General features: G+C 68.7%; 14 protein-coding genes. 3 read left to right on the plus strand and 11 right to left on the minus strand.

What is annotated here, in order from left to right:
* Positions 1–52 precede the first annotated feature (52 nt).
* From AC1PMG_RS13375 to efp, 5 genes are all read right to left on the minus strand, one after another.
* On the minus strand, positions 53–754 hold the full coding sequence (locus AC1PMG_RS13375) for a phosphoglycolate phosphatase (RefSeq protein WP_481111672.1): 702 nt from the start codon (positions 752–754) through the stop codon (positions 53–55).
* Positions 755–803: 49 nt separating this feature from the next.
* Complete coding sequence (gene ubiG / locus AC1PMG_RS13380) at positions 804–1523, minus strand: bifunctional 2-polyprenyl-6-hydroxyphenol methylase/3-demethylubiquinol 3-O-methyltransferase UbiG (RefSeq protein ID WP_481109202.1); 720 nt, start codon at positions 1521–1523, stop codon at positions 804–806.
* A gap of 53 nt (positions 1524–1576) precedes the next feature.
* Entirely contained in the window at positions 1577–2911 is a 1335-nt protein-coding gene (locus AC1PMG_RS13385) for a TRZ/ATZ family hydrolase (protein ID WP_242159783.1), read from the minus strand.
* A 25-nt stretch (positions 2912–2936) separates the two neighbouring features.
* Positions 2937–3608, minus strand: coding sequence for a TMEM175 family protein (locus tag AC1PMG_RS13390; protein WP_342074174.1), 672 nt, complete (start codon positions 3606–3608; stop codon positions 2937–2939).
* Positions 3609–3734: 126 nt separating this feature from the next.
* Positions 3735–4301, minus strand: a complete 567-nt coding sequence (gene efp / locus AC1PMG_RS13395) for an elongation factor P (protein ID WP_010343528.1) — start codon at positions 4299–4301, stop codon at positions 3735–3737.
* 99 nt (positions 4302–4400) lie between these two features.
* Here efp and epmB point away from each other — a divergent pair, with 99 nt between their 5' ends.
* The gene (gene epmB, locus AC1PMG_RS13400) at positions 4401–5438 is read left to right on the plus strand and encodes an EF-P beta-lysylation protein EpmB (protein ID WP_481109203.1); all 1038 of its coding nucleotides are present in this window, start codon (positions 4401–4403) and stop codon (positions 5436–5438) included.
* A 60-nt stretch (positions 5439–5498) separates the two neighbouring features.
* Here epmB and AC1PMG_RS13405 read toward each other — a convergent pair whose 3' ends face one another.
* From AC1PMG_RS13405 to AC1PMG_RS13415, 3 genes are all read right to left on the minus strand, one after another.
* Positions 5499–7643 (minus strand): putative bifunctional diguanylate cyclase/phosphodiesterase, encoded by a 2145-nt coding sequence (locus AC1PMG_RS13405; protein ID WP_481109204.1) that lies wholly within the window; start codon positions 7641–7643, stop codon positions 5499–5501.
* On the minus strand, positions 7640–8557 hold the full coding sequence (locus AC1PMG_RS13410; RefSeq protein WP_481109205.1) for a phosphate/phosphite/phosphonate ABC transporter substrate-binding protein: 918 nt from the start codon (positions 8555–8557) through the stop codon (positions 7640–7642). Before AC1PMG_RS13410 ends, AC1PMG_RS13405 begins: the two co-directional genes overlap by 4 nt.
* A 151-nt stretch (positions 8558–8708) precedes the next feature.
* On the minus strand, positions 8709–9467 hold the full coding sequence (locus tag AC1PMG_RS13415; RefSeq protein ID WP_481109206.1) for an RNA methyltransferase: 759 nt from the start codon (positions 9465–9467) through the stop codon (positions 8709–8711).
* 118 nt (positions 9468–9585) lie between these two features.
* Between AC1PMG_RS13415 and AC1PMG_RS13420 the strand changes: the two genes are divergently transcribed.
* Positions 9586–10413: an inositol monophosphatase family protein gene (locus AC1PMG_RS13420; protein WP_481109207.1), complete on the plus strand. Its 828-nt coding sequence runs from the start codon at positions 9586–9588 to the stop codon at positions 10411–10413.
* Positions 10414–10896: 483 nt separating this feature from the next.
* Complete coding sequence (locus tag AC1PMG_RS13425; RefSeq protein WP_481109208.1) at positions 10897–13044, plus strand: methyl-accepting chemotaxis protein; 2148 nt, start codon at positions 10897–10899, stop codon at positions 13042–13044.
* 301 nt (positions 13045–13345) lie between these two features.
* Here the strand turns inward: AC1PMG_RS13425 and secF are convergent, their stop codons facing one another.
* The 3 genes from secF to yajC form a co-directional block, all read right to left on the minus strand.
* Positions 13346–14311 (minus strand): protein translocase subunit SecF, encoded by a 966-nt coding sequence (secF, locus tag AC1PMG_RS13430; protein ID WP_017910687.1) that lies wholly within the window; start codon positions 14309–14311, stop codon positions 13346–13348.
* A 73-nt stretch (positions 14312–14384) separates the two neighbouring features.
* Positions 14385–16229 carry a protein translocase subunit SecD gene (gene secD, locus AC1PMG_RS13435; RefSeq protein ID WP_017910688.1) on the minus strand — a complete coding sequence of 615 codons (1845 nt, stop codon included), beginning with the start codon at positions 16227–16229 and terminating at the stop codon, positions 14385–14387.
* Between the two features lie 56 nt (positions 16230–16285).
* Positions 16286–16630: a preprotein translocase subunit YajC gene (gene yajC, locus AC1PMG_RS13440; RefSeq protein WP_017910689.1), complete on the minus strand. Its 345-nt coding sequence runs from the start codon at positions 16628–16630 to the stop codon at positions 16286–16288.
* Positions 16631–16969 lie beyond the last annotated feature (339 nt).

Here is a 16969-nt window from a genome sequence, read left to right on the forward strand (position 1 = left end):
GCGGCGACACCGCGGTCACAGCATCGCCGCGAACGCGGCGACCGCACCGATTTCAGGACGCGGCTGCGCCGACCGGCCAGGCCGCGGCGTCGTACAGCTCGGCCGGCGCGGCGACCATCGCGTCGGCGCGCCAGGCCAGCGGATCGTCCTCGTCCAGCCGGTAGCCCCACAGCACCGCGACCGAGGCCATGCCGGCGGCACGTGCGGCGAGGATGTCGCGTTCGTCGTCGCCGACGTAGACCACCTCGTGCGGCGCCACGCCCAGGCGCTGCGCGGCAACCTGCAGCGGCAGCGGATGCGGCTTGCGCTCGGGCAGCGTATCGCCGCCGATCAGCACCGCGCAGCGCCGCTCCCACTGCAGCTGCGGCAGGATCAACCGCGCCAGCGCCTCCGGCTTGTTGGTGACGATGCCCCACACGCTGCCGGCGGCCTCCAGCCGCTGCAGCAACGCGGCGATGCCGTCGAACAGCTGCGAATGGCGGCCGATCAGCGCCTCGTAGTGGCGCAGGAATGCCGGGATCAGCGCGTCGCGCTGCGCGGCGGGCAGATCCGGGAAGGCGACGCCGAGCATCGCCCGCGAGCCCTTGGACACCACCGGCCGCAACTGCGCCAGGGTCAACGCCGCACGCCCATGCTCGGCCAGCACCGCATTGGCCGCGGCCAGCAGATCCGGCGCACTGTCCAGCAACGTGCCATCCAGATCGAACAGCACCACCCGCGGGTAGCTTCGGATCGAACCGCTCTCGAGCGGCATCACGCCCACGCGCACCCGCCGTTGCCAATCCCCAATCCCCAATCCCGAATCACGGCTTCCCCGCACACGCCAGGTAATTGACCTCGGTGCGCGAGGACAGCCGCGCGCGGTTGCGCCACGGCTCGTAGGCCAGGCCGCTGACGTCGCGCAGCTGCAGCTCGGCCTGGCGCAACCACGCGGCCAGCTCCGCCGGCTTGATGAAATCCTGGTAGCGATGGGTGCCGGTGGGCAGCAACCGCGCCACGTACTCGGCACCGACGATGGCCAGCGCGAACGCGGCCGGGGTGCGGTTGAGCGTGGACAGGAACAGCTGTCCGCCCGGCTTGAGCAGGGTCGCGCAGGCGCGCACGATCGCCGCCGGATCGGGCACGTGCTCGAGCATCTCCATGCAGGTGATCGCGTCGAAGCTGCCCGGCTGCGCCGCTGCCAAGTCCTCGACCGACTGCACGCGGTAGTCGACCTCGACCCCGGATTCGAACTGGTGCAGCCGCGCGACCTTGATCAGCTCCGGCGACAGGTCGATCGCGGTGACCTGCGCGCCCTCCTTGGCCAGCGCCTCGCTAAGCAGGCCGCCGCCGCAGCCCACGTCCAGCACCATCGCGCCGCGCAGTGGCAGGCGCTCGGCGACGTAGCGCAGGCGCACCGGATTGAGCGCATGCAGCGGCTTCTGCGGGCCGTCGGCATCCCACCAGCGGGTAGCCAGGGCGCCGAACTTGTCCAGTTCGGCCTGATCGAAGTTGGCGGAGGCGTTGGCGGTGGAAGCGGTCATGGCGAACTCTCGTTGGGGCCGCGCGCGCGGAGCGGCACGGCGAACATAGCGGATCAGGCGTGGACGCTGCGGATACGTTCGCGCCACTGCCGCGCATTGGCGACCAGCGCATCGACGTCCATGTCCACCAGCACGCGCTGGCTCAGCTTGGGCTGGCCGGCGATCCACACGTCGCTGACCTGCTGGCGGCCGGTGGCGTACACCAGTTGCGACAGCACGTTGTGCAGCGGCTGGGTCTCCAGCGCCGACAGGTCCACGCAGATCAGGTCGGCCTGCTTGCCCGGCTCGATCGAGCCGATGGTCTCGCCGAAGCCCAGCGCGCGCGCGCCGCCCAGGGTGGCCGCGCGCAGCGTGCTGGCCGCGTCCAGCGCGGTGGCGTCGTTGGCCACCGCCTTGGCCAGGATCGCCGCGGTGCGGTTCTCGCTGAACATGTCCAGGTCGTTGTTGCTGGCGCAGCCGTCGGTGCCGATCGCCAGGTTCACGCCCGCACGCTGCAGCGCGCAGGCCGGGCAGAAGCCGGAGGCGAGCTTGAGGTTGGATTCGGGGCAATGCACCACGCTCACACCGCGCTCGGCGCACAGGTGGATCTCGGCGTCGGTGAGCTGGGTCATGTGCACCGCGATCAGGCGGTCGTTGACCAGGCCCAAGCGGTCCAGCCGCGCCAGCGGGCGCTGCCCGTACTGCTTGAGCGAGTCGGCGATTTCCTGCGCGGTCTCGTGGGTGTGCAGGTGCACCGGCACCTCGAGCTGGTCGGACAGCATCCGCACCCGCTCGAAGTTGGCGTCGTTGACCGTGTACGGCGCATGTGGGGCGAAGGCGATGCCGACCAGCGGATCGTCGCGCCACTGGTCGTGCACCTCGCAGGCGCGGGCGAAGTACTCGTCGGAGGTCTTGGCCCAGGCGGTCGGGAAATCGATGATCACCGTGCCGACGCGGGCGCGGAAGCCGTGCTGCTTGTACACGGCGGCCTGCACGTCGGCGAAGAAGTAGTTCTCGTTGGCGCAGGTGGTGCCGCCGCGCAGCATCTCGGCGATCGCCAGCGCGGTGCCGTCGGCGACGAACTCCGGGCCGATCACCGCGGTTTCCACCGGCCAGATGTGCTGCTGCAGCCACACCATCAGCGGCAGGTCGTCGGCGATGCCGCGCAGCAGCGTCATCGGGTTGTGCGTATGCGCGTTGACCAGGCCCGGCAGCAGCGCCGCGTCCGGGCGCGAGACGGTGCGCGCGGGGGCGAAGCGCGTACGCGCCTCGGCCGTGGGCAGCACCGCCACGATCTCGCTGCCGCGCACCGCCACCGCGTGGTCTTCCAGCACCACCGCATGCGGTTCGATCGGGACCACGTAGCCGGCTTCGATCAGCAGGTCGCAGGATTCGGGTATGGAGGTCATCGCAGATGCTCTGAAAAGGGAAGGATCACGGTGCGGATGCGGGTGCCGGCGCCGCCTGCGCCTGGAGGATGCGCCGCTGGTATACGCGCATCACTACCCACTGCAGCAAAAAGACTGCCAGGAAGCCGAAGCGGCCCAGCCACGGCGCGACCATGCCCACGGGGATGCATAACGCGAACACCACCGGCGAGACCGCCGCGCGCAGCTTCATCGCCTGCGCCTGCAGCGGACCCAGCCGCTGCGCCAGGCCTTCCTTGCGCACCGCATAGGCATGCAGCCAGTACCCGGCCAGGCCGATCGCGGCCAGGTGCGCGCAGTACACCGCGAACGCCTCGTGGTTGCCGAAATAGTCCGAGTACAGCGCGGTGGAGAACGGCAGCAGGCCGATCAGCAGCAGCTGCAGCACGTTGAGCCAGATCAGCCGGTCGTCGAACTGGCGGATGTGCCGGCACAGCTGCAGGTGCGACTTCCAGAACAGCGCGGTGACCAGGAAGCTGACCGCGAAGCCGATGAACAGCGGCAGCATCCGGTGCAGGGCGGCGAGGATGCCGCCGGCCGCCGCGACCTCGGCGTGTCCGGGCACCTTGATTTCCACCGCCAGCAGGGTGATGGCGATGGCGAAGACCGCATCGCTGAAGAACACGACGCGGTCGTGCGGGTACTTGCTGTCGGCGCTGTCGGCGTGGCTGGTCGTCACGGGCGTTTCCTGGGAGCGAGGTGGTCCATCACCGCCGCACGGCGATCCGGCGCATGGCGCTGCCTGGCCGCCGCACGCCAGCGCGTGCGCATGCCCGCGGCCGGCTGCGGCCGCGGGCATGCCGACTTACTTGACGCGCGAAACGTATTCGCCCGAACGCGTATCGACGCGGATCACTTCTTCCTGGCCGACGAACAGCGGCACGCGCACCACCGCGCCGGTCTCCAGGGTCGCCGGCTTGCCGCCGCCGCCGGAAGTATCGCCGCGCACGCCCGGGTCGGTCTCGACGATCTTCAGTTCGACGAAGTTCGGCGGGGTGACCTGGATCGGCGTACCGTTCCACAGCGTCACCACGCAATCCTCCTCGCCCTTGATCCACTTGGCGGCGTCGCCGACGCCGGCCTTGTCGGCCTGCACCTGCTCGAAGGTTTCCTGCTGCATGAAGTGCCAGTACTCGCCATCGCTGTACAGGTACTGCATGTCGGTGTCGACCACGTCGGCCGCTTCCACGCTGTCGGTCGCCTTCATGGTCATTTCGACCACGCGCCCGGACTTGATGAAGCGGTACTTGACGCGGGTGAACGCCTGGCCCTTGCCGGGCTTGACGTATTCGGTATCGGTGATGATCGCAGGCTCGCTGTTGACCAGGATCTTCATCCCGTTCTTGACGTCGTTCATGCCGTAGCTGGCCATCTGAAACTCCTCGGGTAAGGCAAACCCGCCGCGTTCGGCGGCCGGCCGGATAGAATGGAAGCTCCGCCGCAACGGCGGGCGCTCGTGTGATGACCGCCTATGATAACCGCAGCCCCCCGCCCGATGCAGCCGTCCCCGCCCCTGCCCGCCGCCGCGCCGCCGCGCTGGCAGCAGGCTTGGCGCGACGCCGTGCGCGACCCGCGCGAGCTGCTGGCCCTGCTGGAGCTGGATCCGCAGGCGCTGGGCGTCTCCGAACAGGCTGCGACGCAATTCGCGCTGCGCGTGCCGCGCAGCTTCGTCGCGCGCATGCGCGCGGGCGATCCGCACGATCCGCTGCTGCGCCAGGTGCTGCCGATCGACGACGAGCAGCGCCTGGTCGCCGGCTTCGCCCTGGATGCGGTCGGCGACACCGCGGCCAAGAAGGCCGACGGCGTGATCCACAAGTACCGCGGCCGCGCCCTGCTGGTGGCCACCGGCAGTTGTGCGGTGCACTGCCGCTACTGCTTCCGCCGGCACTTTCCCTATGCCGACGAGACCGCCGCGCGCGATGGCTGGCGCACGGCGGTGGCGGCGATCGCCGCCGACCCCAGCATCGAGGAAGTGATCCTGTCCGGCGGCGATCCGCTGTCGCTGGCCACACCGAAGCTGGCCGAACTCACCGATGCGCTGGCGGCGCTGCCGCAGCTCAAGCGCCTGCGCATCCACAGCCGCCTGCCGGTGGTGCTGCCCGAGCGCGTCGATGCGCCCTTGCTGGCCTGGCTGCGCACGCTGCCGTGGCCGCTGGCGTTCGTGATCCACGCCAACCACGCCAACGAATTCGATGCCGGCGTGGATGCCGCACTGGCGCGCCTGCGCGAGGCCGGCGCGCACCTGCTCAACCAGGCAGTGCTGCTGCGCGGGGTCAACGACAGCGTCGAGGCGCTGGCCGCGCTGAGCGAGCGCAGCTTTGCCGCCGGCGTGCTGCCCTACTACCTGCATCAACTGGATCGGGTGCAGGGCGTGGCCCATTTCGAAGTGGACGATGCCACCGCACTGGCCCTGCACCAGGCGCTGGCCGCACGCCTGTCCGGTTACCTGGTGCCGAAACTGGTGCGCGAGATTCCCGGCGACAGCGGCAAGCGCCCGCTGCTGCCCTGACCCGCCTGGCCGGGACCGCCGCAGGCAAGGCGCACGCCGGCCACGACGCCGCAGCGGCGATCACACGCCGGCGGGCGGTGCGTCTTCGTTGGCGAGCAACTGGCGGAATTCGTCCGCGCTGAGCGGGCGGCTGAGCCAGAAGCCCTGCCCCAGTTCGCAGCCGCGCTCGCGCAGCAGCTCGAACTGGGTCTCCTGTTCGATGCCTTCGGCGACCACGGTGATGTCCAGCGAATGCGCCATGGCGATGATCGCCGTGGTCAGCGCCAGATCGTCCGGGTCGCGCTGCAGGTCGGCGACGAAACTCTTGTCGATCTTGACCCCGTCCACCGGCACCTGGCGCAGGTGGCTCAAGCCGGAGAAGCCCGTGCCGAAGTCGTCCAGCCAGACCTTGACCCCGGTGCGATGCAGCCGCGCCAGCATGCTCGCCGCCTGCAGCTCGTCGCCGATCACCGCGGTCTCGGTCAGTTCCAGATGCAATTGCGCCGCCGGCAGCCCGGACTCGCGCAGGCATTCGGCCACCACTTCGGGCAGATCGCCACTGCGCAACTGCCGCGGCGAGACGTTGACCGAGACGAACAGGTCGCGGCTGCCGTCGGCGCGCCGCCACTGGGTGGCCTCGCTGCAGGCCGCGCGCAGCACCTTGGGACCGATGCTTTCGATCAGCCCGCTCTGCTCGGCCACGTCGATGAACACCGTCGGCGAGATCGTGCCCATCGCCGGATGCTGCCAGCGCAGCAGCACCTCGACGCCGACCATGCGCCGGTCCTGGGTGCGGAAGATCGGCTGGTAGGCCAGCTTCAGTTCGTCGCGTTCCCAGGCGCCGCGCAGTTCGTGCTCCATGTGCACGCGCCGCTCCACCGCATAGTCCATCGCACGGCTGTAGAAGCGGTGGCAGTTCTTGCCGGCCAGCTTGGCCTGGTACATGGCGATGTCGCCGTTCTTCAGCAGCGCCGAGGCGTCCTCGGCATCGCCCGGGTAGACGGTGATGCCGATCGAGGTGCCCATGAACACCTCGCGGCCCTGGATCCGCAGCGGTTCGCGCAGTTCCTGCACCAGCCGCTGCGCCAGCGCGGTGGCGACCTTGGCCGCCTGCGCGTCCTCCACCAGGATCACGAACTCGTCGCCGCCGAAACGTGCCAGCAGCGCGTCGTCGCCGCCCAGTTGCTCCACCGCCAGCTGGATGCGCCGCGCGAACTGCAGCAGCGCCTCGTCGCCGGCCTCGTGGCCCAGGGTGTCGTTGATCCGCTTGAAGTCGTCGATGTCGGCGAACAGCAGCGCCAGCCTGCGCTGCGAGGCGCGCGCCGACAGCATGCGATGGTCCAGCGCCTCGCGGAACGCGAGCCGGTTGGTCAGCCCGGTCAACGCATCGGTGTAGGCCATGTGGCGCACGTCGCGGTCGTGCCGGGCGATCGCCTCGCTCATCCGACCGAACGCGCGCAGCAGTTCGCTGACCTCGTCGTGGCGGCCGCTGTCGCGACGCTCCACCGCATAGTTGCCGGCCTCGATCTGGCGTGCGGCCGCCGCCATCCAGCGCAACGGCGCCACCAGCGTGCGCTGCACGTAGACCGCCACCATCGCCGCGGTCAGGCCCAGGGCGGCCAGCAACAGCAGCAACCAGCCGAGATGGCGCTTGCCCAGGGCGCCCAGGCGCTGGTCCAGGTTCTGCCCGGCCTTGCGCTCGTACTCCTGCGCGCGTGCCCAGGACATGCCCACCCGCACCCCGCCCACGCGCTGGTCGCCGATCATGATCGGCATCGACACGTCGAGGAACTCAGACGACTCCTGCGCCAGCAGGCCTTGGGCGCGGATCGCGGCGTCGGCCATCGGCCCGCGCATGCGCTGGCCGTAGCCCACCAGGTCCTTGCTGCCGTCGTGGATCAGCCGCCCGTCGGCGTCGTAGACCAGCACGTAGGCCACCGCCACATAGCCCAGCGCCCCACGCACCTGCGTGCCGATCGCATCCAGGTCGGAGTAGTACACCGGGTTGGCCAGCGAATCGGCCAGTTGCCGCGCCAGCGATTCGCCGCGGGTGCGCATGCTGCTGTCGAACAGGCTGTGGATGGCGTTGCCGCTGAGCGTGCGCACCTCGCGCTGCATCGCCGCCTGGCGCTCCAGCAGCAGGCCCAGGATCGCCATCACCAACAGTGCAGCCACGCCCATGGCCAGCAGGAACCTGGCCTGCAACCCGAAACGCATGGTCTTCATTCCACTTCCAGCCTCACCCGCGCCACGCCGGCGCGCAGGGTATCCAGGCGCTTCTGCGACGCCGGATCGATCGGGTAGAAACCGGAGGTCCCGAAGAACTGGCGCAGCGCCGCGCGCCCCTGCGGATCGTCGGCGGCGTGCAGCAGCACCTCGCGCAGGCGCGTCTCCACGTCCGTGGGCAGATCGCTGCGCACCATCTCCACCGCGCGCGGATACGGTTCGCTGCGGTAGATCACCCGGAAGTCCCTTCGGAACGCCGGGGGAATGCGGCGATCGTCATCCCAGTCGAGATTGCTGAACGCCCCGGCATCCACCAGGTGCTTGTGCACGAAGGCGGCGATATTGAGTTCCGAGCGCGCGAACACGTAACCGACCGTCTCCGCCGAGGGCTGGTCCTTGGTCGAGAGCAGGATCTCCGGATGCAGGCCGCGCTCGAACAGCGTCATCATCGGCACCAGGTAGGCGCTGGTGGACAGCGTGCTCTGCAGCGCCAGCGTGCGCCCCCGCAGATCCGACAGGTCGTGAACCGGCGCGTCATTGCGCACGAAGAACACCGTGTGGTACTGGCGCACGCCGTTGCGCTCGGTCAGCAGCAGCGGCTTGGCGCCACCGCGCTGTTCCAGCGCCATCGCGGTGGCAGCGGTCTCGGTGACCCAGTCGACCCGGCCGCGACGCAGGTAACTGCTCATCTGCTGGCTGTCGCGGGCCATCAGGATCTGCCCGGAGGTGATGCCGACATCACGCATGCGCGGCACCACGTAGTCCAGCAGCGGCTTGAGTTGCTCGTAATGGGCCTTGGGATTGTCGCTGATGCGCCCCAGCACCAGGACCGAGGGCCGCGCGTGCACGGACGCGGGCCAGCAGATCGCCAGCGCCAGCCACACCACGACCACCCGCCAACGCGAACTGGACAAACCACGATCCCCAAGTAGACCTTGCAAAGCCTAGCCGAAAGCGCATGCCGGTGACAGCGTCACAGAATGGCGCCTGCCACCGATGCAGTCCGCCCTGGGCGCACGCGTCGGCGCGCGCGCCGCAATGGGCGCCTTCGCGCCTTGCCTGGCCTCAGTTTCCGGCCTGTCCGGCGAGTCGCGCCATGCGCTGCGCATCGGACAGCACGCCGCGCAACAGGCGCACTTCCTGTTCGGTCAGCTCGGTGCGCAGGAACAGCCGGCGCAACTTGCGCATCGCCGAATCCGGGGCGCGCCCCTTGTGGAAGTCGATATCGTCCAGGGTCTCGGCCAACTGCCCGAACAGCCCTTCCACCTGTGCGTGGCTGGCCGGCGCCTCACGGAACCCTGGTGCCGGCGCAGGCGCAGGCTCGGCGCCGCGCAGCTGCGCCAGGCGCAGTTCGTAGGCCAGCACCTGCACCGCCGCGGCCAGATTGAGCGAACTGAACGCCGGATCGGAGGGAATATGCACGGCCGCATGGCACAACTGCAGTTCCTCGTTGGTCAGGCCGGTGCGTTCGCGCCCGAACACCAGCGCCACCTCCGCCGGTTCGGCGCTGGTCGCGGTCAGGCGCTGCGCGGCATCGGCCGGTAGCAACTCCTCCAGCGACACGCGGCGGCTGCGCGCGGTGCAGCCCAGCACCAGCCGGCAATCGGCCACCGCGTCGGCCAGCGCCGGCAGCACCGGCGCCTGCTGCAACAGGTCCTCGGCCCCGGCAGAACGCCGGTAGGCCTCGGTATCCAGTTCGCATTCCGGCGCCACCAGCACCAGCCGCGACAGCCCCATGGTCTTCATCGCGCGCGCCGCCGCGCCGATGTTGCCGGGGTGCTGGGTCCCGACCAGGACGAAGCGGATACGGAGGGAATCTGTCATGGCGGCACGGCAGGCGAAGCGAACGGGGGCGTAGATGGTAAACTGTGCGGCCGGCCTTGGCGCCGGACTGCTCTTTTCCTCCTCCAGACCCACCTCCGCCTTCTCGGGAGCGCTTGCCATGCAAAAACCCGCCGTCACCGTCATGGTCAAGGCCGCCCGCCTCGCCGGCAACGTGCTGTTGCGCCACATCAACCGCCTGGAAGCACTGAACGTGGTGCAGAAGGACCGCATGGACTACGCCAGCGAAGTCGATGCCGATGCGGAAAAGGTGATCGTCAAGGAGTTGCGCCGCGCCTACCCCGACTACGGCGTGATGGGCGAGGAAGGCGGCGTGCAGGGCGGCGGCCGCTACATGTGGGTGATCGACCCGCTCGACGGCACCAGCAACTACCTGCGCGGCTTCCCGCATTACTGCGTGTCGATCGCCCTGGTCGAGAACGGCGAGCCGATCGACGCGGTGATCTTCGACCCGCTGCGCAACGAACTGTTCACCGCCAGCCGCGGCAACGGCGCCGTGCTCAACGATCGCCGCATCCGCGTCAGCGAGCGCAAGGAACTCAACGGCGCCATGGTCCACACCGGCTTCGCGCCGCGCGAGCGCAAGCGCACCAGCCCCCAGCTCAAGTGCGTGGATGCGCTGCTGGTGCAGGCCGAGGACATCCGTCGCACCGGTTCGGCGGCACTGGATCTGGCCTATGTCGCCTGCGGCCGCAGCGACGCCTACTTCGAAGCCGGCGTGAAGGCCTGGGACATCGCCGCCGGCGTGCTGCTGGTGCGCGAGGCCGGTGGCCGCGTCACCGACTTCAAGGGTGGCACCCTCGGCCGCATCGACGACCGCGGCCCGCAGCAGTTCCAGGTGGTCGCCGGCAACCTCAAGGTTGGCGATGCGCTGCAGAAGCTGATCGTCAATACCGGCTTCGCCGGAGAGTTCGACGCGAAGTTCTGAGTGAGGCGACCGGCGCTGCGCCGGCGCAGCGACATCGCAACAACGGAAAAGCCGCGCACTCGCGCGGCTTTTTTATGTCCGTCATCCGCCGATCGAGCCGGCGCACGACCTCCGCACAGGTCCGTTCGCGGCATCCGCCCGGCCTCGCGCAGATGAGCCGCCATCCGAGAAATTCCCTCAAACGCAACGCGCACGGGCCGTTTTGCCGTCACGCCGCACTCACGCATTGGACGCTGCGCGCTTCACTTCTGCTTGATCGGCGCTTGCGTAGAAAACGGCACACGACGCGCTACGTGCAGGCCAAACGGCATGTGCGATGCGCCCGACGCAATCGGCGAACGCAGCCCTAAAGATCCACGAAACGCGGCCGATACAGATGCGGGCCTTTGCCCGAACTTTCCCCCGCTGATCCGCGCCTGCATTGCCGTCCCTGCGGCAATGGAGCCGGTAGCGCCGCTCTCTCGCATCTTCCGGAGATCTCGCGTGTTCTTCCATCATCTCACCGTCACCAAGCGCCTGGCAATCGGCTTCTGCGGCGTGATCGCCATGTTATTGCTGGTCGGCATCACCAGCCTGATCGGCTTCCGCAAGTTCACCAGCGCGGCAGCGCTGGACGCGCACACCTACAAGGTCATCACCCTCGGCGACCGCATGCTGGTGAGCCTGCTCAACATCGAGAGCGGTGCGCGCGGCTTCGCCCTGACCCGCGATCCGTCCTACCTGGCGCCACTCGAACTCGGCGAACGCGAGTTCAGCGCACAGTGGCAGGAGTCCAAGCAGCTGACCGCGGACAACGCGGCGCAGCAGGCGCGCCTGCAGACCCTGATGCAGGACTACACGCAGTTCATGGCGACCAAGCGCAAGGCGGTGGAGCACATGCGTGCCACCGCGGCCGACAGCGACGACGCCCAGCTGGACGCGTTCCGCAGCGTCGGCAAGCAGCAGATGGACGGGTTGCGCGACACGATCGGCCAGTACGAGAACGCCGAACGCGCCCTGCTGCAGGTGCGCAAGGCCGAGAGCGAGGCGCGCGCGCAGTCGGGCGAATGGACCAGCCTCGGCGGCATGCTGATCGGCATCGTCGCCGCCATCCTGCTCGGCCTGCTGGTCCGCAACAGTCTGATGCGCCAGCTCGGCGGCGAGCCCGCCTACGCGGCCGACGTGGTGCGCCGCATCGCCAGCGGCGACCTGTCGCAGGAGGTGCGGCTGCGCTCGCAGGCGCCGTCGCTGCTCAACGACATGCGGCAGATGCAGGAGGAACTGCGCACGGTGATCCAGGCGCAGACCGAGATGGCCAGGCAGCATGCCGCCGGTCAGATCAGCTTCCGCATGGACGAGGCGCGCTTCCCCGGCGACTACGGGCGCATGGTGCGCGACACCAATGCGCTGGTCCACAGCCATATTTCGGTCAAGCAGCGGCTGATCACGCTGATGGGCGAGTACGCCGAAGGCGACCTCAGCCGCGACCTGGAACAGTTCCCGGGCGAGATGGCGATCCTCACCGAGACCATGGCCAAGGTGAAGCGCAACCTCGGCGCGATCAACCACGAGATCGACCTGCTGGTGCGCGCCGCGGCGCAGGGCGATTTCTCCCGCCGCGGCGAGGAGCAGCGCTTCCAGCATGCCTTCCGCAGCATGGTCGCCAACCTCAACACGATGATGACCGGCACCGAGAGCAACCTGGCGGCGCTGTCGCAGCTGTTGCGCGCGATCGCCGCCGGCGACCTGACCCAGACCATGCAGGGCGATTTCCACGGCGTGTTCGCGCGGATGCGCGACGACGCCAACGCCACCGTCGCGCAGTTGACCGACATGGTCGGACGCATCCAGCAGGCCGCGGCCAGCATCGACACCGCCGCGGGCGAGATCGCCAGCGGCAACGACGACCTGTCGCGCCGCACCGAGCAGCAGGCCGCCAGCCTGGAAGAAACCGCCGCGTCGATGGAAGAGCTGACCGCCACGGTGAAGCAGAACGCCGAGCATGCGCGCCAGGCCAACCAGCTCGCCGCCGGCGCGGCCTCCGTGGCCTCGCAGGGCGGCACCGTGGTCGGACAGGTCGTCACCACCATGGACGGCATCGAGGCGGCCTCGAAGAAGATCGCCGACATCATCGGCGTGATCGACGGCATCGCCTTCCAGACCAATATCCTGGCACTCAATGCCGCGGTGGAAGCGGCACGCGCCGGCGAGCAGGGCCGCGGTTTCGCGGTGGTCGCCAGCGAGGTCCGCACCCTCGCCCAGCGCTCGGCCAGCGCGGCCAAGGAGATCAAGACGCTGATCGACGACTCGGTCGAGCGCGTGAGCGCGGGTTCGGCGCTGGTGGCCCAGGCCGGCACGACGATGCAGGACATCGTGGCCTCGGTGCAGCGCGTGACCGACATCATGGGCGAGATCGCCGCCGCCTCGCAGGAGCAGTCGGCCGGCATCGAGCAGGTCAACCACACCGTCACCCAGATGGACGAGACCACCCAACAGAACGCCGCCCTGGTCGAGGAAGCCACTGCCGCGGCACGCGCGATGGAGCAGCAGGCCGGCGACCTGGTGGAGATCGTCGGCCAGTTCCAGGTGCGCAGCGAGACCTATCCGATGGTGGCGCAACTGGTGGCCCGCGCCACCGCCAACGCGGCGTAGCACGGACGCGCCGTACGGCACGCACGCCACGGAGGGAGGGGCCGTCATTGACGGCCCCGTCCCACACACGGCAACCCGGCCGACGTCGCCGTAGGAGCGGCTTCAGCCGCGACGCGTTACCGGTAAGGCATCGCGGCTAAAGCCGCTCCTACCGCAAAAGAAAAGCCGCCCGCCTCCACCATCCGCACAAAGAAAAAGCCGCGCATCCGCGCGGCTTTTTTGTTCATAGGAGGAAATGTTTCAGGACCAGGAAATCACGCTTTTACGAATCCCCACTCCCGAATCCCCACTCCCAGCCCCATCAGGGCCTACGCGCCAGCGCCTCGACGTCCTTCGACTTCGGCAGCAGGTCCTGCTTGGTGACCTGGAACGGCCCAATCGACAGCAGCGGCACCGCCACGATCACCGAGGACACCACCACCACCACCGCGCCGATCATGTGGGTCAGCGCCAGGCCTTCCATCGACTCGCCGCCGTACAGGTACAGCGCCAGCGCCGACAGGAAGAACATCACCGCGGTGATCACCGTACGCGACAGGGTCTGGTTGATCGACCGGTTCAGCACCTCGATCGGCTCCACGCGCAGGCTGCGGAAGTTCTCGCGCACGCGGTCGAACACCACGATGATGTCGTTGATCGCAAAGCCCATCACCGACAGCAGGCCGGCCAGCACGGTCAGATCGAACTCGCGGCCGGTGACCGACACGTAGGCCACCGTCACCAACAGGTCGAACAGCGCGGTCAGGCTGGCCACCACCGCGAACTTCCACTCGAAGCGGAAGGCGATGTAGATCAGGAAGCCGACCAGCATGAACACCGTGGCGTAGACGCCGTTCAAGGCCAGGTCCTTGCCGACCTGCGGGCCGACGAACTCGCCCGGCTTGACCGTGGCCGGGTTCTGCGGCGTGCTCACCGCCTTGCGCACCTGCTCGGCGAGGTTCTTGGTGATGTCCTCGTTGTTGTGCTCGCCCTGCGGCTGCAGGCGGATCACCACCTCGTTGCCGCTGCCGACGTTCTGCACCTGCGCATTTTCGAAGCCGGCCTTGGCCAGTTGCTCGCGCACCTGGTCGACGTCGACCGGCTTCTGGAAGCTGGTCTGCACCAGCGCGCCGCCGGTGAACTCCAGCGCGTAGTTGAAGCCCTTGGCGAAGATCACCGCGAACGAGGCCAGCGCCAGCACCAGCATCAGCACCAGGGTCGGGTGCCGCCAGCGCATGAAGTCGATCTTGGTGTCGTTGGGGATCAGGTGAAGCGGGAAGATTTTCATTGGAGACCGCTCTGCGTTTTTTTGGACCCCGCGCCTGTCGGCGCGGGGACGTGCGGAAGGTGGCGTGCGTGGCTCAGATGGCCACGGACTTGATCTTCTTGCGACGGCCGTAGATCAGCACCGCCAGCGCGCGCGACACGGTGATCGCGGTGAACATCGAGGCGAAGATGCCGATGATCATGGTCAGCGCGAAGCCCTTCAGCGGGCCGGTACCGAACGCGTACAGCGCCACGCCGACGATCAGGCCGGTGAGGTTGGCGTCGAGGATGGTGCCGCCCGCCTTCTCGTAACCGGCGGCGATCGCCGACTTGGGCGGCACGCCCAGGCGCAACTCTTCGCGGATACGCTCGTTGATCAGCACGTTGGCGTCCACCGACAGGCCCACCGACAGCGCCAGGCCGGCGAAGCCCGGCAAGGTCATGGTGGCGCCGAACAGCGACATCACCGAGACCACGATCAGCAGGTTCATCAGCAGCGCGACCGAGGTGATCAGGCCGAACATGCGGTAATACACGCTGAAGAACACCAGGGTGAACAGGAAGGCGTAGACCACCGCGGTGATGCCGCGCTCCACGTTCTCCGCGCCCAGGCTCGGGCCGATCACGTATTCCTCGACGAAGTCCATCGGCGCCGCCAGCGAACCGGCGCGCAGCAGCTTGGCCAGGTTCTCGGCCTCGGTCTTCTCCAGGCCGGTGGTCTGGAAGTTCTTGCCGAACACGCCGGCGATCCGGGTCGGCGCCAGCGCCTCCTCGTTGACGCGCACGCTGCGCACTTCCTTGCCGTCGACCATGGTCACGGTGGGGATGCGCTCGATGTAGACCACCGACATCAGCTTGCCGGTATTGGCGCTGGTGTAGTCGAACATGCGCTGGCCGGCGGCGTTGTTGAGCGTGACCGCCACGGCCGGCATGCCGTTCTGGTCGGTGCTGACGGTGGCGTTGACCATCTGGTCGCCGGACACCAGCACGCGCTTGCTCAGCAGCACCGGGGCGCCGCTGTCGCGCAGGCGGTAGACCTTGGCGTCGGGCGGGATGTTGCCGCTGCGCACCGCGTCCTCGGCGTTGCCGTCGACCACGCCGCGGAATTCCAGCGTGGCGGTGGCGCCGATCATGCGCTTGGCCTCGGCGGTGTCCTGCACGCCCGGCAGCTCGACCACGATGCGGTCGTCGCCCTGGCGCTGGATGATCGGCTCGGCCACGCCCAGCTGGTTGACGCGGTTGCGCAGGGTGGTCAGGTTCTGCTCGATGGCGCCGGCGGCGATCTGCTTCAGCTCGGCCTCGGGCACGGTCACGGCGATGGTCTGCCCGGACACGGCGTAGCTCAGGGTCGGCTGCGCCTTGGCGATGGCCGCGCGCGCGGCGCTGGCATCGACGCCCTCGCCCAGGCTGACCTGGATGCTGTTGTCGGGACGGCGCTCGACCGAGCGGTAGGCCAGACGGCTGTCGCGCAGCGTGGTGCGGATGTCTTCGGCGAAGGCGTCCAGGCGCTTTTCCAGCGCCGCCTTCTGGTCGACCTGCAGGGCGAAGTGCACGCCGCCGACCAGGTCAAGACCCAGCACCATCGGCTTGCCGCCCAGGCGCGACAGCCAGTCCGGCACGGTCGAGGCCAGATTCAGCGCCACCGTGTAGTTCTCGCCCACCTGCTGGCGCAGCACGTCGTTGGCACGGGTCTGCGCCTGCAGGTTCGGCAGGCGCACCATCAGGCTGTCGCCTTCCTTGTCGACCAGCTTCGGGGTGATCCCGGCCGTCTTGAGGTCGGCGAGGACCCGCTCGCGCAGGGCGTCGTCGATCTTGCCGCCGCGGCTGGCGGTGATCTGGACCGACGGATCCTTCTGGTACACGTTGGGCAGCGCGTACAACGCGCTCAACGCCAGCACGATCAGGATGAGGACATACTTCCAGCGCGGAAACTCGAGCATTGCGGGACCCCGCACGACGCCACGCCGGCGTCGCGCCTAGCAGTAGGAGAAATGGATCAGGCGGACTTCAGCGTGCCCTTCGGCAGGACATTGCCGACGGCGCCCTTCTGCACGCGGATGCGCACGTTGTCGGCCACTTCGATGGTGATGAAATTGTCGCCGATGTCGGTGACCACGCCGGCCACGCCGCCGGAGGTGATGACCTCGTCGCCGCGGCCGAGCTTGTCCAGCATCGATTTGTGTTCCTTCTGGCGCTTCATCTGCGGCCGGATCATCACGAAATACATCACCGCGATCAGGATGATGGGCAGCAGGAACATCTGCAGGCCACCACCGGCCGGGGCGGCGCCGCCAGCGGTCTGCGCCTGGGCGACGGGAATCAGGAAATCGAGCGGATTCATCGGGTACGTCCTATGGTTTGGGCAGCCCGACGCCCTGGGGCACGGACCGCTGGTTTGCCTTGCGGCAGCAAGCAGCCGCCGATTATGCCACGATCTTCCTTCACCCTCCGGAACCGCTGCCCTGCCCTTGCGGCGCAGGAACGGCGCCATGCGCAGTGGGAAGGCAGGCCGGCACCGACGGGCGATGGCGATCTGGCGTACAGGGTCCTGGCGACTGCGTCCGGGAGAGGACCAGGGTTCGGCGGTGGCCGGACCCTCCCCAACAACACGAGGCTGCGCCCGGACCCTCACCCCAACCCCTCCCAAACGGCACGAGGCTTCGCCCGGACCCTCACCCCC

The organism is Xanthomonas sp. NCPPB 2250, assembly GCF_056725265.1.